We start from the raw sequence: 18,830 nt of genomic DNA, 5'->3' as shown, positions 1-18,830 counted from the left end.
GCATCGCCACTGGGAAAAAGGGATGGGACAGACTCAGGAGGAGCTGCTCGAGGTGAGTCGACTTCAACTCCCACCTGCTCGAGACCATCGTGCAGTAGATCGCGCCCGACCTCGGCAGGCGTTGACGCGGCTGTCAGCACCAGCCGTACTGACTGCGCTCAGGCGTCCCAGCCACGCATCGGCAGCTGGTCGAGCCAATCTTCAAGTGTCCTCGTACTAGCCGATGGTGTGGTCGTTTGCACTGCAGAAACCTGAGGCGAGGACTGTTGTTCGAGATCAATGACCCCGGTGGCGATCACGGCGATCGGTGGCAGGGCGACCCCGACGGCGGCCGATTCCCCGCCGGAGAAGTCGCTTATTGGATGTAGAAACGTGTGAAACATCAGTACCCCTCGCTCTTCGCGGTCGAAACCGCTACCGGGTCCGGGGTAGCCCTTCGACGCTACGCCCAAAGCTGATGAAATATCGGAGTTCTGTGTTAACGGCATAAGAATTCTTCGGCTACGAGGGGCCGATTGCGCTGGAGAGCAGACTACTGGGGCGCGCCAGCGGCTGAGGCCGACCCGACGAGCTGTTGTACCCGCTGAGGCGAGATTTTGAGCAGAAGCGCTGCCTCGGCCTGCGTTAGACCGTGGTCGGCGGTCAGATTGTGCACTGCCCGTCGCCGCAGGGAGGCGGCGGTTCGCTCGGCGGCAAGTGCTTCCTCGTGCAGAACGGATGCCTCGCTCCATGCCGCCGCAGCGGCTCCGGGCATCTCGAGCGCGACAGTGACCTCGATTTGTTCCTCGTTGAGGTCGAGCAAAGCGGAGATAAGTCCAATGGTCATGTCGTTGATCTGTCGCACACGCCGAGCCTGGGTGACGGCATCGAGCGCAGGGACGGTGATTATCCACCAGCGCCCCTCCCTGATCGCGACGGCGTCGAAATGGTGAGGTCGCGCATCTGTTGGCGAAGAAGTATGGGGCCCGGAGCCCTCGAGAACAGTCTTAAACATTCGGAAGGCTCTCTATCGCCATGAATCAGGTGTCGTCGGTAAAATCTTGACGATCTGGCGCACGACCCCGGGGGAGACTCGCCCGTGGGTGGGGATGGCGAGAGTGAGGGTTCCGTCGCCTGATTTCCACACGTTGTGTCCGCCTTAGGTTCGAATCAGCTGCCAGCCGAGAGACGTGAGGTACTTCTCAACCTCGCGCTGGCTCACTTCCTAACCATGATAGGGCGCTAGTTAGGCTAGGGCAAGCACACAAGGGGGGCTAGATTTCTGCCGGGATCTCGATGCAATTGGAATCATGCAGTCACCCTATTCACGTACCGCGTAGGTCCACTTCGACGCGGTACATCTGTGGATAACTGCGGGGTGTCAGCGGCGGCCCGCGTAAGGGGGCGTTCTGCCCTTGAGGGTAAATATCGGGTACCGGTGGGGGTATGTGTTGGAATTAGCTCGGATGCGGTTTGTTCAGGCGTTTCCCTAACGAACAGATTTGAGGAACCATGCCTGAAACCACCCCCACCGCCACTTTCACTATGCCGCGCCTCGGAGACCCTGCACCGGAGTTCACGGCCGTCACCACCCAGGGGGACATTTCCTTTCCCGGCGACTATGCCGGCCGGTGGGTCATCCTGTTCAGCCACCCGTCCGACTTCACCCCGGTCTGCACGAGCGATTCATGACCTTCGCCGTTATGCAGGAGGAATTTGCCCAGTACAACACGGACCTCGTCGGGCTCTCGGTCGACGGGCTGTACAGTCACATCGCCTGGCTCCGCACGATCGAGCAGAAGATCTCCTACCGCGGGCACAGCAACGTGCTAGTCACCTTCCCGCTCATCGACGACCACACGGTTGAGGTTTCGATGAAATACGGCATGATCATGCCCGGTGAAGGCGGCTCCTCAACAGTGCGCGCCGTGTTCATCATCGATCCGAAGGGCATTATCCGCACGATCATCTACTACCCGCTGAGCACCGGCCGCAACTTTCCTGAACTGCTCCGGGTGATCAAGGCGCTGCAGACCGCCGATGAGTTCGGTGTAGCGACACCGCCGACTGGATGCCGGGCGAACCCGTCATTATGCCGCTGCCCGGCTCGTGCGGAACGGCCAAGGAGCGTATGGACGGTGCCGCCGAAGAAGAACTCACCTGCCAGGACTGGTTACTTCTGCACCAAGAAGCTCACTGAAGCCGAGATCGACTCCCGCCTGAAGGTTTAGGGCAGGGAGGCGATCGCAATCGCGATAGCCATCCAGAGCGGCATGGCCGCGACCATGAGTGCGAGGCCGACCCACTGCAGCCGGGTGTAGGCCGGGTCGGCGCCGCCGCGCTTGCGGGTGCGCACGATGTCGACCACGGAGACGACCATGCCCACGAACATCAGTGGCGACACGGTCAGCAGGGCAATGATGTTCAGCGCATCGGTGCGCACGGCCAGAGCAACGGCCACGCCGAGAACGCTGTAGACCACGAAAAGTACCGCGCTGATCCACAGCGAAATAGGAACGCGCCGTGTCGTCGGTGTGAGCGTTGCGTGCATGGTGCTACCCCCGTTGGTATCTGCGATTTCTGACAGTAGCACGGGGGTGGGGGCAACGGCGTCGGGTCAGCTCAGGCGGCCGAGCTGCGTGAGCTTGGTGCGCACCTCGGCGTCGCTCGGCTCGACCAGGTGGGTGTCGTCGGGGAACACAATGACCGGAATGTTGGTGCGCCCGCTGATGGCGCGGGCGCGGTCGGCACCGTCCTCGACGAGCAGCAGGTCCACGTAGTCGTAGTCCACCTCGAGGCGGTCCAGCAGCGACTTGGAACGGCGGCAATCGCCGCACCACTCCGCCCCATACATCGTGATGCGCGTGGCGGTGTCGGTGGCAATGGATTCAGTCATGCCAGAAAGTTTAGGTGGCGCGCCTGTGTGAGGCGGGTGGACATCCGCTGTAGTCGTGCAGTGGTCGACCTGATGACTCGTGCACTAAAGGAGTACCCGTACCCTGAAGCCATGCCTTCTTATCGCGTCACCATGAGTATCGAATCCCTGCACCCTGGCACCGCGCCCGCTTCGGTTGTGCCCCGGGCCGCAGCTGCGGCGGCCGAATTCACCACGGTGGAGGCCTCCGACCTCACGATCGTCGCCGGCGCCGCCCGAATCATCGTGCGTTTCACAGCGGATGACGCGGCGTCGGCCCTCCAGATCGGCGCCCACGTGGTGGCTGACCTGCGACTCGTCGCCGAGCTGCGGGCATCGCTGGTTACCGAGCGGGTTAAGGGAACCTGGGTGCCGGTGCGCTGACCCCACCAGAGTGACGAAAGGCGCGGGTGACCAGAAGTCACCCGCGCCTTTCTGCGTTGCTGCGTTACTCGACGGGCGCGGTGACCGTGTTGCTCTGCAGTGTGACGGCCGTCTGGGCCAGAAGGCGGCCGTTGATGGTCGCTCCGGTCTTCATGGCGATCATCGTCTGGCTGAGGATGGTGCCTTCGAAGTGCGCGGTCGTGCCGATGGCGACGGAACCGGCAACCTGCCAGAACACGTTCTTCGCCTGCACGTCGCCGGCCAAGATGACGCTTTGGGCGGAGGCCTGGACCAGATCCTTGGAGATCTGGAAGATGAAGACGTCATCCGCGGTGCCGGTGAGGGTGACGTCGGTGGAAATGTTCACGTCGGTGCCCCACTTGTAGAGGCCTTGGGTGAGGGTCAGGCCACCGATCTCGCCAGCGCCCAGGTTGATGAAGTCGGGAGTGGTGCGCCCTGCGGCATCGGTGTAAGCGATTTCGACGTCGCTGACGGCCTCGGTGAGGTACGTGGCATCGGTCACGATGCAGGAGGGCCCCTCGGCGTCGACGCTGTAAATCGTTCCGTCGACCTCCGGGCAGGTGAGGTGAATAGCGGCACCGGAGATGGGGCTCGCGCCAACGTTGCCGCTGATCGCGGACGCGTAGACATCCGTGATGCCGGACTTCGACAGGATGGCAAAGGTGCCGGCCTCTCCAAGGTCGACCGCGGCGCGCGGGGCGGGCTCGGCGGCGACGGCTCCGCCGACTCCGATACTGCCGACTCCGATCATGCCGAAGGCGAGCAGAGCGCCGAGAAGTCGCTTGCGCGACGGTGAAAGCTGTGTGAACGAACTCATGATATTTTCCCCTCGGTATAGACCCGCACCATGCGGGTCCGGCAGGGCCACGCGTTGGCGTGGTCGCCGATGTTGCACATCGGGCTTCCCCCGTTGACCGGGCTCGCGAGCAGGTGACGCCCCCAAGTCCCCACTGTCGTGTCCTCCGGGCGCCATTCGCACACTCGTTCGTGCGCCCCCACGACAATGGTTCCAACGAATAGAATCTGTCTAACCCCAGACTAGGGGCAATTGCGGCCGTTCAGGGGCCGGTTAGACGACCGGGTCCATCGAACTCAGGTGGCAGGCGTCGTTCCACATCTGCAGCACACGATTCTCGCGTTCCCAACCAAGAGTCGACACCGTTGCAGTGCCGAGGCTCAGGCTCTTGCCGGCGACGGCTGGCAGGCCCATCCAGCGTGCGGTCATGATGCGCAGAAAGTGTCCGTGGGCGAAGACGGCCACTCGTCCCTCGGCGGCGAGGCACGTTTCGATGGCGAGATCGGCGCGAGCGCCCACCTCCTCGACGGATTCGCCGCCAAAAATCGGGTTGCCCCACACGGTCCAGCCGGGAATCTCTGAACGAATGTCGACGGTGCGGCGGCCCTCATACACACCGTAATCCCACTCCACGAGGTCGTCGCTCACCACTCCCTTCCTACCGTATCCGGCGCGTTCCATCGTCTCCCGGGCGCGCACCAACGGGCTCGAATAGACCCGATCGAAGTGTTCGCCGTCGAGCATCTCGCCGAGGGCATCCGCTTGCTGGCGACCGAAGTCGGTCAGCGGAATGTCGGTGCGCCCGGTGTGCTGACCGGAAATACTCCACTCGGTCTGTCCGTGGCGAATAAGAACGATGTCGTTCTGGGTCATGCGACTCCCTCACGCGTGCCACAGGAACGCGGTGGCCTGTCAAGTCTACGTTTCGTGCTTTCGGCGGCCCCGACCGGGGGAGTAGACGACCCGCCTGCTACCTTTACAAGGTCAGTGCAGACGCCCTGAGCCACAATGTTGTAGCAAACCAGGGGGACTTTCGTGTCAACTGCCACTGAGAAACGCGCCACCGGCCCCGCCGCCGCGTTTATGCGCCCGATCAACTCGCTCGTCGAACGGTTCATTCCGAGCGCCCTCGTGTTCGTGATCGCGCTGACCGTGATCGTAGCGATACTCGCCCTGATCCTCACCGATTCCGGCCCGATCGACGTCGTGCGCAGCTGGGGCGACGGCCTGGCCGGGCTGCTCGCTTTCATGACCCAGATGGCGCTCGTGCTGCTGCTTGGGCATATTCTGGCCAACACGACTCCGGTGCACCGGTTGCTGGTGCGACTCGGCGGCGTGCCTCGAACGGCGTTGCAGGCCTACATCTTTGTGTTCACCGTCGCCGCGGTGGCCTGCCTCATCACCTGGGGCCTCGGCCTTGTGGTCGGCGGATTGCTCGCCAAGGAGGTGGCCTTTCAGCTGCGCGCCAAGGGCGTACCGGCGCACTTCCCCCTGCTGGTCGCCGCCGGCTACTCGGGCTTTGTGATCTGGCACATGGGCTATTCCGGATCGGGCCCGCTCACCGCAGCCACCGATGGTTCCTTCCTGGCGGAGCAGCTCGGCCGAACAATCTCGCTGGCCGACACCACATTCTCCGCGTGGAATATCACCGCGGCCATCGCGACGATCGTGGTTGTGGCCCTCGCCCTGGCGCTGGTCGCCCCTCGCCAAGGCGCCCCGGTCTTTGTGCTCGAGGTCGATGCACGCGAGAAGCAGGTTGCCCAGGAACCCGTCGTCACACCCGCTGACCGGCTGGATGCCAGTCGCATCCTGACTCTGATTGTGGGTCTCGCCCTCGTCGCCTACCTCGTCATCCACTTCGTCGAGGGCGGCACGCTGACACTCGACATCGTGAACTGGTCGTTCCTCGCCCTGATCTTTCTGCTCGTGCGCAACCCGTTCGAACTAATCCGGCTGACCAAAGACGCGGCGTCGAACGTCGGCGACATTCTGCTGCAGTTTCCGCTGTACGCGGGCATCCTCGGCATGATGGTCGGCTCTGGCCTGATCGGCGTCTTCTCCGACTTCTTCGTGAACGTGTCGACGCCGGCGACCTTCGGCGTCATGGCACTGCTCGCGGCCGGGCTGGTGAACTTCTTCGTGCCCTCCGGTGGTGGCCAGTTCGCGGTGCAGGGCCCGATCATGCTCGACGCGGCGGAACGCCTCGGCGTCGACCCCTCGGTCGCCATCATGGCCGTTTCCTATGGTGACCAGTGGACCAACATGATCCAGCCGTTCTGGGCGCTGCCGCTGCTGGCGATCGCCGGGCTGAAGATGCGCGACATCCTCGGCTACACGACGATCACCTTTTTGGCGGCCGGCCTGGTCTTCATCGCGACCATGTTCATCGTCGGTGCCGGCTAGCCCTGATCGGGAGAGTGTGCAGGCTGGATACCACCTGCGCATATGCCAACTGACCCCGGATGTTCAATTGCGACCTCGGCGAGAGTCGTAGGCTTGTGGCATAGCCATCAAGTCTGAGACGGGTGCCATGAGGGTCATTAGTTACAACCTCCGCAAGAATCGTGCCAGCGGCGAACTCGTCGCTTTGGCCGAACGTTACAGTCCCAACATCCTCTGCCTGCAGGAATGCAACACCATCGACCTGCCGGCCGAGGTCGGTCACCTGCACTTGGCCGACTCGACCCACCGCAACCGGCTGGGCCTGGCGATCTACTACAACAGGGACCGCTTCACGGCGATCAAGACCCAGACCTTCGCGCTCAAGAAATCGCTGCACGACCGCCTTGCAGCGCCCGCCCACGAGCGGCTGATTGCGACGCGTCTGATCGACAATGTCGCTCAGCGTGAGCTGGTCGTCGCCTCCTTTCACGCAGCCCCGCTGACCGCGCTCAACTCCCTGCGTCGCAACCAAATTCGCACGGCCCACGAAGAGTTGAGCATTCTCGGTCCGGGGTTGCCCACCCTCATGGTCGGCGACTACAACTACCCGATCTTTCAGGGCAAGCTCGGCTACAAGGTGAACCAGTCCGGTTACGACCTCACGCTCAGCGACACGCGCACCTACACGCGGTACAAGTTCTTTCGCGGGCACTTCGACCTGGCCACTTCGATGGGGCTAAACATCTCCAACGTCGAGACCCTCCCGCAGGGCACGTCAGACCACATGCCTATTCTGGTGACGGCTACCTACCCAGACGAGCAAATTATGCACTCGGCGGCCGCGCATCACCTCGCTCATCCGGCCCGCGACGAGTCGGTGTCGGTCGAGGGCGTCGACTTCACCATCTGAGGTCAAACGAGAAGCTCGAGCACCCCGCGCAGGATGGTCGCGAACGACCCGAGATAGGCCACGATCACGAGCAGACGCCTGGCCACGTGCGGCTCGATCACCGTCGTCAGGCGGTCGCCGACTATGAGCCCGACAATGCAGGCGCACCCGATCAGCACCCAGACCAGTGCGGGAAGCTGCGGCAGGCCGGCCGATCCCAGGGCGAATTTTGAGGCCAGGGATGTCAGCCCGATCGTGAGAAAGTACGGCTGCATTGTCGCAGCGAAGGACCGTTGCGGCCAGCCCGTGGCGATGGCGTAAATGCTCACGGCCGGGCCGCCGACCCCGGCAGTGGTGTTCATGAACCCGCTGGACATGCCCGCTAGCACGCGAAAGCCGAGTCGGTCGCGCACCACGACTCGGCCGAGGTTAATCGAGATGGTCAGGCCAGCGGCCACGAGTACGCCGATCGAAATTTCCAGCCAGGCCACCGGCACGAACTGCAAAACGTAAGAACCCGGCACGATGCCGCCGACGGCGCAGACCGCCAGAATGCCGTAGCGCCGCCAGTCCACCTGCCGAAAGACGCGCAGCAAAATAATGCTCGCGGTGAGTGCCCCGCACACGTTGACCACGATGACGCCGTCGACCGGCCCGAGCAGCAGCACCAGAAAGGGGGCAGCGACGAGGGCGAACCCCATACCGGTGATGCGCTGCATGCTCGAGCCGATCAGTACGGCCGTGATCACCAGAACGGTCGTCCACACGGTACGGTCTCCCAGCTTGGTTGTTGCTGTCCACGATACCGGCCCGTCCCCACCGAATGGCGTGGTCGTTGCTGGGTGGCCTACCGTTGAGAAACGGCACTCAGTCGTCACGACGAAAGGACAGCGGATGCCCGGTACCGAAAACGTTTTGCAGGGGTGCACGTTCGACGCCGTGCTCTTCGACATGGACGGCACCCTCATCGATTCGACGCCAGCAGTCAACCGCTCGTGGGCACTGTGGGCCAAAGAATGGGGCGTAGCCAAGGACGACACCTCCCACGGACGCCCGGCCCGCGACATCATCGAGGAACTCGTGCCGCCTGAACGTGTCGACGAAGCGATCGCGCGGATTCTCGAGCTCGAAACCGCAGACACCAACGACATCACCGTGCTGCCCGGTGCTGCCGCACTCATGAACAGCCTGCCGGAGAGTCGACGGGCCATCGTCACGTCCTGCGCGCGGCCACTGGCGGTCGCGCGGCTGGGGGCATCCGCTTTGGTGGCACCGAACGTGATCGTGACAATCGATGACACCCCGCGCGGCAAGCCCTATCCCGAGCCGTTTCTCGCGGGAGCCGCGCGGCTCGGAGTCGACCCACGCCGCTGCCTGGTCATTGAGGATGCGCCCGCTGGATTGCAGGCCGGCCGCGCCGCCGGTTGCACCACGATCGGCGTCGCTGGAACGTATTCGGCCGCCGAGCTTGACGCCGATCTCATCGTGGCCGGACTCGATCACCTGCGCATCGAGGTTTCAAACGGCGGACTGATTGTTCGGATCGTGTCGCCGAAAAGCTAAAGAACGGTCAGCGCACGACCTCAAATGAACGTAACGTTGATAGGCGCTATGCGCGTTCGGCTTTTCCGAGTGGCGCGAGTACGCGAAACGAAAGGTTCTTCCCTCTTGGACGACGAATGCATCCACGGACTCGAGGGCCAATTGTGCGCCCTGTGCTATCCCAAAGTGGTCACTGAACCCCTCAACCCGGTGAAGAAGACCCGCGCCCCGAAGCTGTCCTCGCTGCGCGACCCGCTGCCGACTGCTGCCATACCAGCCGCCCGCGCGGCTCGCTCGGTTCGGGTCGCCGGAGCGCCGCGCCCGGTGCGCGCCGATAAGGTCGCCACCGACAAGGTTTCGACCGACAACGTCGACGAGCAGCGCGTGTACCACCTCACTCACATCAGCAACCTCGCCGCGATTTTGAAGGACGGGTGCCTGCTGGCCAACGACGCCCTCACGGCACGTCCCGTCGTGGACATCTCCGCTCCGGCCACGCGCGAGCTGCGTCACGCGGCCCTCGTGGCCGGCGACGGTCGCAGCGTTGCCGAGTACGTGCCGTTCTTTCTGTCGCCGAACGCGACCGTCTGGGAGAGCGTGCGCGCCGAGGCCGCTGACCCGCGCCTCGCGCTCGACGCCCACGGCTCCGAAGCCTTCGACTTCGTCATGCTCGTCAGCACAGTCAAGAACATCAACGACGGTCTCGCGGCCGTGGCCGCTTCTGCCGACACGGCCACGGATGCTGACGCCACCGACGATGAGGCCCCGTTCGTTTCCAGCGTGGTTGCCGTCACCAACGGTGACGCCGCCGGAACGCTCACCAGATTCGGCGCCACGCCGGCCACCGCTGAGCGCATGCTCCAGACCCTGCGCGCTGAAGCCGACGGCGCGATGATTCTCGACGCCGAACTGCTCGTGCCAGACGCAGTACCCATGGAACTGATCACGCTCATCGGCGTCTGCAATGACAACGTGCGCGAGACCGTGCGCGGCATTCTGAAGGCCAGCTCGTTCAAGCCCAAGGTCGCGGTCTACCCGCCGTGGTTCCACACCTCCGCTGACGCCCAGTAGCAAATACGGGCCTTGTCTTCTGGACGGGGCCCGGGCCCCGTCCGTGGGCCCAGCCTATAGACTGGGCCCACGGTCATAAGGTGGGCCCGGGGCGCGGCTAGACGACGCCGAGGGGGAGTTGCTCGCCGGCGGGCAGTGCCACCCGGATGCCGTCGCCCGGGTGCACGACACCGCCGGTGACCACGACGCCCATGATGCCGCCGCGGCGCTCAACGGTGCCGGCGGCATCCGTTCTGATTAGCTGCTTCATCAGACCTTTTTGGTACCCGTTGATCTGCGAGCACGGACTGCGCATGCCGGTGATCGAAACCGAAGCCTCGGCACCGAGGTGCAGCAGGGTGCCGATCGGCAGATGCATCAGGTCGATTCCGGTGGTCGTCACGTTCTCGCCGAGTTCGCCCGGAGCCACCGTGTAGCCGGTTGGGACCAGATCGTCGAAGAGTTCGGCGGCGATGAAGTGCACCTGGCAGAGGTTCGGAGCCGAGGGGTTGCGCTTCTTCAGATAGAGGTGTTGCGCCGTGGTGCCAGCGTGCGAGTCGCCTTCGACGCCGAATCCGGCCATCAAACGGATGCTGCTCACCACCGGTTTGCTGAAGCGGTGTTCGTCGTCACGGCTGACGGAAACGACCGTGCCAGCAGGTCCGTAAAGTGTCATTCCATCGATTCTGCCACAGCGCACGCACGTTCGAAGAGACGTGTGTAATACCGGCAGCGCAGGCGTCAAAACGTTTGTGTCAAGCGGTTGACGCGGCAACATGCTGGGCCTACATTGCATCAGTGGAAAGGTTGCCGATGACCAGTGTTGCCCCGGGCCAGCCCGACGAGTCCCTCACCGTGACAGCGCCTGCGCCCCAAGTTGAAGCCGGTCAAATGGTCGAACGCGCGGACGAACCGGCACCGTATATCGCGCGCCCCTACCGGGCTCTCGAACGAGAGTTGGAACGAGCGGTGCGCGATCGGGTTGAGGTCAACCTGCGGGTCACCGCGGCGGTGACCGCCATGCACGACGGCGGCGGTACCTGGGCCGATATCGCGCGCATCCTCGGTACCGCCCCGCAGACCGCACACAAGAAATACAGCAAGCCGCGGCCACCGCGCACAACTGGCCCCGACTGAGTCGACGCGATCTGTGCATCTGGCCAGCTCGCCAGCGCCACCCGCCAGCGCCACCCGGCTGCCGGGGGCCGCACGTCGGTCTGCGGTCCGCGATCGGGTGATGGCATTGTGGCCCAGATTCCGCGGCGGTGATATGGTCTTGAGGCAAATCTCCCGAATTGAAAGGACATCATGCACGCCTCCGCAACACTCAGCAACAACCTGCAGTCCGTTCTGGTCGACCTGATCGAGCTACACGTTCAGGGCAAGCAGGCACACTGGAGCGTCGTCGGTAAGAACTTTCGCGACCTGCACCTGCAGCTCGACGAGATCATCGTTGACGCGCGCGAATTTTCCGACGAAGTCGCCGAGCGGATGCGCGCCCTCGACGCAATGCCCGACGGCCGCAGCGAGACGGTCACCAAAACCACCAACCTGCCCAAGTTTCCCGACGGAGAAGTCGACACCGCCGAGACGGTGACGCTCATCACCGAACGCCTCGATGCTGTCGTCGACAACATGCGCAAGGTGCACGATGAGGTCGACGAGGAAGACCCCACCAGCGCCGACATCCTCCACGCCTTCATCGAGAAGCTCGAGCAGTATTCCTGGATGGTCAGCGCGGAGAACCGCAAACCGCGCAAGCGCTCCGCGGCGAAATCCGCCCACCGCGCCTCCTGACGAGAACGATCCGGCTTCGTGAGTCGAGAGGGGCGTCATGAGGCTTGAAGCGAAACTGAGGCCGGCAGAATTTCTCACGGTTCAGGGTGATCTTGCCGCCGCTGCCCGAGCGGTTAACGGTGACGCGCGGCGGGCGCTGGCGCTCGCGAGCTCTCTCGCATCCGTTCCCCGACCGGGGGAAGGACACACCATGCAGCTCTTCGACGCCCTCTCGACGCTCGCGGCCGCTGACCTCACGGCGGCTCGGGTCGTCGAGGCGCACCTTGACGCGCTGGCAATACTCCACCAGGCAGGCTACCCGCCCCGGCCAGACCAAACGTGGGGCGTGTTTGCGGCGGAGGGGCCTGGGCTGACACTGACGGCCATGCCAGCGGATGGCGGCTGGCGGCTCGACGGGACCAAGCCGTGGTGTTCGCTTGCCGGACTTCTCAGTCACGCCCTCGTGACAGCACACGTTGCTCGCGCGGACGGCCCACCAGGTCGACGGCTGTTCGCCGTCGACCTGCGTCAACCCGGTCTGACCGTGCACGACGACGTCTGGGTGGCCCGCGGGCTCGCTCAGGTGACGAGCGGCCCGGTCGATTTCTCGCAGGTGGCTGCCGATCCGGTCGGCGGCGACGGATGGTACCTGAGCCGACCGGGCTTCGCCTGGGGCGGTATCGGTGTGGCAGCAGCGTGGTGTGGCGGTGCCGTGGGACTGGCGCGCACACTCTTCGACTCCGCCGGGGGTCGCGCTCCTGACCAGCTCGCCCTCGCCCACCTCGGAGCTGTCGACCTGGCCGTGACCGGGGCCAAATATGCACTTGCAGCAGCCGCAGCAGACATTGATGGCGGTGCCGCCGACGGGCCGGCCGGTTCCATCCTCGCTGCACGCGTGCGCGGAATCGTCGCCCGCACGGTAGACGACGTTATATTCCACATCGGGCATGCACTGGGGCCAGCCCCACTCGCCCTCGACGCCCGGCATGCCCAGCGGGTCGCCGACCTGGAACTGTATGTGCGGCAGCACCACGCCGAGCGCGATGATGCGGCGTTGGGCCACATGCTCATGATGACGGGGAGTGCACCATGGTGACGTTCGATCATTCCGACAGCGGAACGCCCGAGAAGGCCTGGGAAGCCGCCCACTTACCCGATCGGTTCAGCGCACTTGGCCTCGACACCCTCCAACGCCTGATCGTGGTGTCGGCGCATCCCGACGACGAGAGCCTCGGTGTCGGCGGCCTCATCGCTCATGTTGCCGGGCTCGGGCTGCCGATCGTCGTGATCGTGCTCAGCAACGGCGAGGCGTCGCACCCGCAATCGCAGACCCATGATCCGGCGAGACTCGCGCAGATCCGCCGCATCGAGGTGACGGATGCCCTGGCTCAGCTTGCCCCTAATGCTCAGATTCACCTGCTGGAACTTCCCGATGGCAAACTCGCCGAGCACGTGGCCATCGCTCAGGGAGCGATCGCCGAGGCGATCGGCGATGCGGGCGACTCGACCTGGGTGGTGGCGCCGTGGCGCGCCGACGGGCATCCGGATCATGCAGCAGCCAGTGCGGCCGCGCAGCGGGCGGTGTGGCAACGTCGGGCGCGCCTGTTCGAATATCCGATCTGGGCCTGGCATTGGTCGTCCCCCGTGGATCCGGTGTGGTCTGCTGAAACCGTTCGGTTGTTTCAGCTGAAGCCCGACGAACGCAAGGCCAAAGCTCGTGCCCTCGCGTTGCATCGCAGCCAGGTGGGGCCCCTGTCGGATTTCCCCGGCGATGAAGCCATCGTTCCGCCCGGCTTTCGGGCGCACTTCGCGCGCGACTACGAAACGCTGATTGAGATGGATGCGCGGCCAAACTCGCCAACGGATGCGCGCGCCGACCCCGACCACACTCTTACCGCCGGGTATTTCGACTCCGTCTATTCATCCGGCCCTGACCCGTGGGGTTTTGAGACCCGGTGGTACGAGAAACGCAAACGAGCGGCCCTCATTGCGGCCCTGCCCCGGCAGCGGTTTGGTACAGCGCTGGAATTGGGCTGCTCCACCGGTGTGCTCACCGCCGAACTGGCCGACCGCTGTGACACCGTGTTGGGAGTCGATCTGGTGGAGCAGCCGCTCGTCATTGCCAGGCAACGACTCGCGGGCCGTCCCGGAGTGAGTTTTGAGCGCAGAACGCTGCCGGGGGACTGGCCGGAGGGCGAGTTCGGGCTGATCGTGCTGTCGGAGGTTGGGTATTATTGCTCGGCCGCCGACCTGCGTCGCCTGCTCGAACGGTGCCGCGCCAGTCTCGCCGCCGGCGGGGTTCTCGTGGCCTGTCACTGGCGGCATACGGTTGCCGATTATCCGCTTACCGGCGACGCGGTGCACGCGCAACTCACCCACGTGGTGGGGTTGCAGCGCACCGTGCATCACCTGGAACGCGATTTCGTACTCGAAGTCTACGAGCAGCGGCCGGCCCTATCTGTGGCCCAGCGCGACGGGCTGGTTCCGTGACCGGGCTCGCGCACATCGGCGCTGTGCCGATCACAGACGTGGTGATCGTCGTTCCCGTGCGCAACGAACAGGTGCTGCTGCCGCGCTGCTTGACCGCGCTGTCTGCGGCAATCGACGCGCTGAGTGTCGTGCCGGTTTCGGAGCGACCGCAAGTATTCGTGCATCTGGTGCTCGACCAGTGCATCGATCTGTCCGCGCGCGTTGCCGCACACTGGACCTCTTTTTGCCGCCACGAGATTGAGGCGGGAGCCGTCGGCGTAGCCCGCCGTGACGGTATTCGGCACGCGCTGAGACGGCTGTGGCATTCACAAACGGATGGCGCGGCATCCGCTGCACAGATCTGGATCGCGACGACGGATGCAGACTCGGCCGTGCCCCCCAACTGGCTGGTAACGCAGCTGGCCCTGGCCCGTAACGGGGCCGAGCTCGTGCTCGGAACTGTGCAGCCCGACGACGATCTGGCCGCTCACGAGCTGCTGCGCTGGGAGGCGCAGCACCTGATCGCCGAAGGACATCCGCACGTTCACGGTGCCAACCTGGGCGTGCGGGCTGATCGCTACCTCGCCGCCGGCGAATTTGCGCCGGTCGACCGAGATGAAGACGTACTGCTGGTTGCCGCGCTACGCAGTCTGGCGGTGGTTGAGGCCCGCACAGCGCTGATTCCCGTGCTGACCTCGGGCCGGCGGGAGGGACGCACCCCGGCCGGATTCGCCGGCTATCTGCGCGATCATGTCGACGTCGAACAGAAGAATGGGATCATGTTCAGATGACTTATCTTCCGAATGAATCCCGATACGAGTCCATGCCCTACCGTCGTGCCGGGCGCAGCGGCCTGAAACTTCCCGCTATTTCGCTTGGCCTGTGGCAGAACTTCGGTGATGACAAGCCGCTCGCAACGCAGCGCGCCATTCTGCGTCGGGCCTTCGATCTTGGTATCACCCACTTCGACCTCGCCAACAACTACGGTCCTCCCTACGGCTCGGCCGAAACGAACTTTGGCAAGCTGTTCCGAGAAGATTTCAGTGCCCACCGCGACGAACTCGTGCTCTCGACCAAGGCCGGTTACGACATGTGGCCGGGCCCCTACGGCAACTTCGGCAGCCGCAAATACCTGTTGTCGAGCCTCGACCAGTCGCTCTCCCGCATGGGGGTGGACTACGTCGACATCTTCTACTCCCACCGGGCCGACCCCGACACCCCGCTCGAAGAGACCATGGGCGCACTGCACGCCGCCGTCACGAGCGGCCGCGCCCTCTACGCTGGAATCTCGTCGTACTCGCCCGAACGCACCCGAGAAGCGGCCGCGATTCTGGCCGATCTCGGCACCCCGCTGCTGATTCACCAGCCTTCCTATTCGATGTTCAATCGGTGGGTCGAGGACGACCTGCTCAACACGCTCGATGACATCGGCGCCGGCTGCATCGCGTTCTCGCCGCTGGCCCAGGGGCTACTCACCGACCGCTACCTCGGCGGTATCCCCGCGGACTCGCGCGTGGCGCGGGAGGGCTCGGCGAAAAAGTCCATGGTGAGCGCCGAGGCGCTGACCCATATCCGCGCCTTGACCGAGATCGCCTCCGGTCGTGGCCAGTCACTGGCCCAGCTGGCACTGGCCTGGGTGCTGCGCAATTCCGAGGTGACGAGCGCCCTGATTGGAGCGTCGTCGGTGGCGCAGCTCGAGGCGAATGTAGGGGCGCTGCAGAACCTCGACTTCACCGCCGAGGAACTGACCGCCATTGACGTGCACGCCGTCGACAACGGCATCAACCTGTGGGCGGCTTCGAGCGCCGTCTAATCAGGGCTCGAGCAGGCCGCGAATGTCGTCGGCGGTGAGCGCGGTGCTGAACATGGCATCGTCGTCGAGCACCGCGGTGAACAGCTGGGACTTCTGCTTCGCCAGCTCCACCACCTTTTCCTCGATGGTGCCGGTGGCGACCAGCCGGTACACCATCACGTTGCGGGTCTGGCCGATGCGGTGGGTGCGGTCGATGGCCTGCGCTTCGGTCTGTGGGTTCCACCACGGGTCGAGCAGAAAGACGTAGTCGGCTTCGGTGAGGTTGAGGCCGAAGCCGCCGGCCTTGAGGCTGATCAGAAACACCGGCGCGGCCCCGCTCTTGAACCGGTCGATCACCTCACTGCGGCGCAGCGTCGACCCGTCGAGGTAGCAGTACGGAACACCCAGTGCATCGAGCCGGGCGGCGGCGAGCTTCAGAAACGAGGTGAACTGGCTAAAAATGAGAGCCTTGTGCCCCTCGGCAATGACGTCGTCGAGCTGCTCGAACAGGGCGTCAAGCTTGCTCGAGCGCACGCCGGCATACTTCTTATCGACCAGCGAAGCGTCGAGACTGAGCAGCCGCAGCAGGGTGAGCGAGCGAAAAATGATGAAGCGGTTTTTGTCGAGCTCCTCGATCAGCCCGTACAGTTTCTGCCTTTCGCGCTGCAGAAACGTGTCGTAGAGCTTCTGGTGCGCCGGATTCAGCGCGATCTGCAGCTCCTGTTCCTGCTTCGGTGGCAGATCGCGGGCCACGACCTCCTTGGTACGGCGCAAAATCAGCGGGCGGATGCGTCGGCGCAGCTTCGCCAGTCGCTCCGGGCCAGATCCAATCGTCACTGGCCCAATCGTTACTGGCCCACGCGTCACTGGCCCACGCGTCACCGGCCGCACGTACTCCTCGGTGAACTTACGCGACGACGCGAACAAGCCAGGAGCCACAATGCTGAACAGCGACCACAGGTCCATCAGATTGTTCTCGAGTGGTGTGCCCGTGATCGCCAGTTTGAACGGTGTGTTCAGTTCCTTCGCGCAGGCATACGCTCGGCTCGTGCGGTTCTTCACGAACTGCGCCTCGTCGAGAACGAGTCCGGCCCAGGAAACCGCCTGGTATGCGTCGAAATCGAGACGGAACAGGGCGTAGGAGGTGACGAGCACATCAACGTCGGCAGCGGCATCCGCTATCAGGGTGCGACTCTTCGCCTCGGTCGCGGTAAGCGTGCGCACGCGCAGCCCCGGAGTGAACCGAGTCGACTCGCTGCGCCAGTTCATGACAACGGATGTCGGTGCCACGACCAGAAACGGCCCTGACCCGCGTGCGTGCACCAGCATCGCGAGCGTCTGCAGCGTCTTGCCGAGCCCCATATCGTCGGCGAGCACCCCACCGAGCTGGTGCTTCCAGAGAAAAGCGAGCCAGGCGAAACCCTCCTGCTGGTACGGGCGGAGGGTGGCGTGCACTCCATCGGGGAGCGCGATAGCGTCGACGCCGCTGAGGTCTTTGAGCCCCGCGGCGGCCGCCCGCCACGACACGGCCGGCACGGTCTCGTCGGCGAGGTCTTCGAAATCGCTCCACAGGCTGGCCTGGTAGCGGCTGATGCGCAGGCCCGTCTGCCACTCCTGCAGCGCGCGGGCTTCGTCGATGAGCGCGTGCAGCTGCTCGAACTCGGGTTGCTTGAGCGACAGGTAGCTGTTGTCGACCAGTTTCAGGCGGGACTGGCCCTTTGCGAGCGCCTTGAACAGCGGCCCGAACGGCACGGTGATCGCGCCGACCGTGACGATCACGCCGAGGTCGAACCAGTCGCGCTGGTCGGTCTCGACGGTCGTGATCACGAGGTGGGGCGTTTCGGTACGCTCAAAGTTGTCGGGCAGTACCTCGGGAAAATGCACCGACGAATCCGTGCTGGTGACCGACACCCGGCGCTGCAGGGCCGGGTAGACCGTGCCCAGAAACTCGGCCGTGTCGGCTGCAGGAACGCTCGCCGACTCGACCTGGGTGACCAGGTGACGCTGCACCTCGCTCAGCGGGCCAGCCGTCGGCGCGAGCGTGAACATGGTCGGGGTGCCGAACCGCACACTATAAACGCCGTGGCCCGCGATGATTCCGGCGGGTTCGAGCGAGTGCAGGGCGCCGTCGATCTGCAGCCGGGCTTGCAGGGTGACCGGGCCGGCGGCATCCGGTTGGGAGGCGTCGAGGCTGATCTCGGCGAGCGAACCGACCCGCACGGCGACGTCTTTTTTGTTGCCGACCAAGCCGATGCCGAGCTGCTCAGCCTCGCGCAGCAGAGGCCAGAGCAGCGGACTGGTGAAATTATCGAGGTAGATCCAGTCGGTTTCCTGGCTGGTGTAGACCTCGCGCACGGCCTTGTACAGGGCGGCGAACTGGGAGATCCAGCGGTGGTGCTCTGGATCGAGGTTGAACCGGTTCAGCTGAAAGGTGAGGTGGCTCCAGGTGACGTTGCTGCGCACCCAGTTGCCATTCGGGTTCTGAATGACCGGCCGCACACCGAGCCGGTAGTCGCCGTGGCCGGGCTCGAGCGCCTTCACCGGCTTGGCTGTCGGCCCGCGCCAGCGGTCGTTGGTGCGCGGCGTCTGCTCGCGCAGCTCAAACTGCAGCCCCATCGGTACTTTCGGGCCCTTCGGGGTCAGCCGAGGCTGACCGAAATTACCGATACGCGGCAAAGCGGATGCCCCGCGCGGCGCTTCCGGAGGCAGCACCAGCCGCTTCCACGCCGGGGTATCTTCGAGCGCCTTCGCCGGGGTGCCCTCAGAATCCGACATTCCCCTATGTTCTCACGTGGCGTCAGATCTGACTCAACTCGCTGGCTATACCGGTGCTAGT

General features: G+C 64.5%; 22 protein-coding genes. 13 read left to right on the top strand and 9 right to left on the bottom strand.

Going from position 1 to position 18,830, the window contains the following annotated elements; translation table 11 throughout:
* Nucleotides 1-158 precede the first annotated feature (158 nt).
* Together CJ028_RS06715 and CJ028_RS06710 are read right to left on the bottom strand one after the other, a co-directional pair.
* Nucleotides 159-383: a hypothetical protein gene (locus CJ028_RS06715; RefSeq protein WP_105034492.1), complete on the bottom strand. Its 225-nt coding sequence runs from the start codon at nucleotides 381-383 to the stop codon at nucleotides 159-161.
* 149 nt (nucleotides 384-532) lie between these two features.
* On the bottom strand, nucleotides 533-826 hold the full coding sequence (locus tag CJ028_RS06710) for a hypothetical protein (RefSeq protein WP_129590404.1): 294 nt from the start codon (nucleotides 824-826) through the stop codon (nucleotides 533-535).
* Nucleotides 827-1,491: 665 nt separating this feature from the next.
* On the opposite strand from CJ028_RS06710, the gene CJ028_RS21710 reads away from it, so the two are divergent.
* A complete protein-coding gene (locus CJ028_RS21710; RefSeq protein WP_205683961.1) occupies nucleotides 1,492-1,671 on the top strand; it encodes a redoxin domain-containing protein in 180 nt (59 codons plus the stop codon).
* A complete protein-coding gene (locus CJ028_RS06705; RefSeq protein WP_205683960.1) occupies nucleotides 1,668-2,210 on the top strand; it encodes a redoxin domain-containing protein in 543 nt (180 codons plus the stop codon). The genes CJ028_RS21710 and CJ028_RS06705 overlap by 4 nt, the downstream gene beginning before the upstream one ends.
* Here CJ028_RS06705 and CJ028_RS06700 read toward each other — a convergent pair.
* Complete coding sequence (locus CJ028_RS06700; RefSeq protein WP_105034490.1) at nucleotides 2,207-2,530, bottom strand: hypothetical protein; 324 nt, start codon at nucleotides 2,528-2,530, stop codon at nucleotides 2,207-2,209. The two genes, CJ028_RS06705 and CJ028_RS06700, sit on opposite strands and share 4 nt — an antisense overlap.
* A gap of 66 nt (nucleotides 2,531-2,596) precedes the next feature.
* Nucleotides 2,597-2,875: a glutaredoxin family protein gene (locus CJ028_RS06695; protein ID WP_205683959.1), complete on the bottom strand. Its 279-nt coding sequence runs from the start codon at nucleotides 2,873-2,875 to the stop codon at nucleotides 2,597-2,599.
* 111 nt (nucleotides 2,876-2,986) lie between these two features.
* On the opposite strand from CJ028_RS06695, the gene CJ028_RS06690 reads away from it, so the two are divergent.
* Nucleotides 2,987-3,277 (top strand): hypothetical protein, encoded by a 291-nt coding sequence (locus CJ028_RS06690; RefSeq protein WP_129590403.1) that lies wholly within the window; start codon nucleotides 2,987-2,989, stop codon nucleotides 3,275-3,277.
* Between the two features lie 64 nt (nucleotides 3,278-3,341).
* Here CJ028_RS06690 and CJ028_RS06685 read toward each other — a convergent pair whose 3' ends face one another.
* Nucleotides 3,342-4,115, bottom strand: a complete 774-nt coding sequence (locus tag CJ028_RS06685) for an ice-binding family protein (protein WP_105034488.1) — start codon at nucleotides 4,113-4,115, stop codon at nucleotides 3,342-3,344.
* A 252-nt stretch (nucleotides 4,116-4,367) separates the two neighbouring features.
* Nucleotides 4,368-4,967 carry a histidine phosphatase family protein gene (locus tag CJ028_RS06680; RefSeq protein ID WP_105034487.1) on the bottom strand — a complete coding sequence of 200 codons (600 nt, stop codon included), beginning with the start codon at nucleotides 4,965-4,967 and terminating at the stop codon, nucleotides 4,368-4,370.
* A 210-nt stretch (nucleotides 4,968-5,177) separates the two neighbouring features.
* Between CJ028_RS06680 and CJ028_RS06675 the strand changes: the two genes are divergently transcribed.
* Nucleotides 5,178-6,497, top strand: coding sequence for a short-chain fatty acid transporter (locus tag CJ028_RS06675; protein ID WP_105034486.1), 1,320 nt, complete (start codon nucleotides 5,178-5,180; stop codon nucleotides 6,495-6,497).
* A gap of 127 nt (nucleotides 6,498-6,624) precedes the next feature.
* Nucleotides 6,625-7,386 (top strand): endonuclease/exonuclease/phosphatase family protein, encoded by a 762-nt coding sequence (locus CJ028_RS06670; RefSeq protein WP_129590402.1) that lies wholly within the window; start codon nucleotides 6,625-6,627, stop codon nucleotides 7,384-7,386.
* A 2-nt stretch (nucleotides 7,387-7,388) separates the two neighbouring features.
* On the opposite strand, the gene CJ028_RS06665 is transcribed toward CJ028_RS06670, so the two are convergent.
* Nucleotides 7,389-8,132 (bottom strand): sulfite exporter TauE/SafE family protein, encoded by a 744-nt coding sequence (locus tag CJ028_RS06665; protein WP_105034485.1) that lies wholly within the window; start codon nucleotides 8,130-8,132, stop codon nucleotides 7,389-7,391.
* Between the two features lie 127 nt (nucleotides 8,133-8,259).
* On the opposite strand from CJ028_RS06665, the gene CJ028_RS06660 reads away from it, so the two are divergent.
* Nucleotides 8,260-8,928, top strand: a complete 669-nt coding sequence (locus CJ028_RS06660) for an HAD-IA family hydrolase (RefSeq protein ID WP_105034484.1) — start codon at nucleotides 8,260-8,262, stop codon at nucleotides 8,926-8,928.
* Between the two features lie 105 nt (nucleotides 8,929-9,033).
* A complete protein-coding gene (locus CJ028_RS06655; protein WP_205683958.1) occupies nucleotides 9,034-9,978 on the top strand; it encodes a DarT ssDNA thymidine ADP-ribosyltransferase family protein in 945 nt (314 codons plus the stop codon).
* Between the two features lie 97 nt (nucleotides 9,979-10,075).
* Here the strand turns inward: CJ028_RS06655 and CJ028_RS06650 are convergent, their stop codons facing one another.
* Nucleotides 10,076-10,633 carry an MOSC domain-containing protein gene (locus CJ028_RS06650; protein ID WP_105034482.1) on the bottom strand — a complete coding sequence of 186 codons (558 nt, stop codon included), beginning with the start codon at nucleotides 10,631-10,633 and terminating at the stop codon, nucleotides 10,076-10,078.
* Between the two features lie 137 nt (nucleotides 10,634-10,770).
* On the opposite strand from CJ028_RS06650, the gene CJ028_RS06645 reads away from it, so the two are divergent.
* The 6 genes from CJ028_RS06645 (at nucleotide 10,771) to mgrA (ending at nucleotide 16,015) form a co-directional block, all read left to right on the top strand.
* On the top strand, nucleotides 10,771-11,094 hold the full coding sequence (locus CJ028_RS06645; protein WP_105034481.1) for a hypothetical protein: 324 nt from the start codon (nucleotides 10,771-10,773) through the stop codon (nucleotides 11,092-11,094).
* Between the two features lie 171 nt (nucleotides 11,095-11,265).
* The gene (locus tag CJ028_RS06640; protein WP_105034480.1) at nucleotides 11,266-11,754 is read left to right on the top strand and encodes a Dps family protein; all 489 of its coding nucleotides are present in this window, start codon (nucleotides 11,266-11,268) and stop codon (nucleotides 11,752-11,754) included.
* A gap of 37 nt (nucleotides 11,755-11,791) precedes the next feature.
* Nucleotides 11,792-12,829, top strand: a complete 1,038-nt coding sequence (locus tag CJ028_RS06635) for an acyl-CoA dehydrogenase family protein (protein WP_105034479.1) — start codon at nucleotides 11,792-11,794, stop codon at nucleotides 12,827-12,829.
* Nucleotides 12,823-14,223, top strand: coding sequence for a bifunctional PIG-L family deacetylase/class I SAM-dependent methyltransferase (locus tag CJ028_RS06630; protein ID WP_105034478.1), 1,401 nt, complete (start codon nucleotides 12,823-12,825; stop codon nucleotides 14,221-14,223). The genes CJ028_RS06635 and CJ028_RS06630 overlap by 7 nt, the downstream gene beginning before the upstream one ends.
* A complete protein-coding gene (locus CJ028_RS06625) occupies nucleotides 14,220-14,993 on the top strand; it encodes a glycosyltransferase (RefSeq protein WP_240607130.1) in 774 nt (257 codons plus the stop codon). Before CJ028_RS06630 ends, CJ028_RS06625 begins: the two co-directional genes overlap by 4 nt.
* Complete coding sequence (gene mgrA / locus CJ028_RS06620; RefSeq protein ID WP_105034477.1) at nucleotides 14,990-16,015, top strand: L-glyceraldehyde 3-phosphate reductase; 1,026 nt, start codon at nucleotides 14,990-14,992, stop codon at nucleotides 16,013-16,015. Before CJ028_RS06625 ends, mgrA begins: the two co-directional genes overlap by 4 nt.
* Here the strand turns inward: mgrA and CJ028_RS06615 are convergent, their stop codons facing one another.
* On the bottom strand, nucleotides 16,016-18,769 hold the full coding sequence (locus CJ028_RS06615) for a DEAD/DEAH box helicase (RefSeq protein ID WP_105034476.1): 2,754 nt from the start codon (nucleotides 18,767-18,769) through the stop codon (nucleotides 16,016-16,018).
* Nucleotides 18,770-18,830 lie beyond the last annotated feature (61 nt).

Source organism: Cryobacterium aureum (genome assembly GCF_002954245.1).
In the GTDB taxonomy this organism is placed as follows: Bacteria; Actinomycetota; Actinomycetes; order Actinomycetales; family Microbacteriaceae; genus Cryobacterium; species Cryobacterium aureum.
The sequence above is the reverse complement of the archived record's forward strand: the minus strand, read 5'-3'. Positions and strand labels throughout refer to the sequence as shown.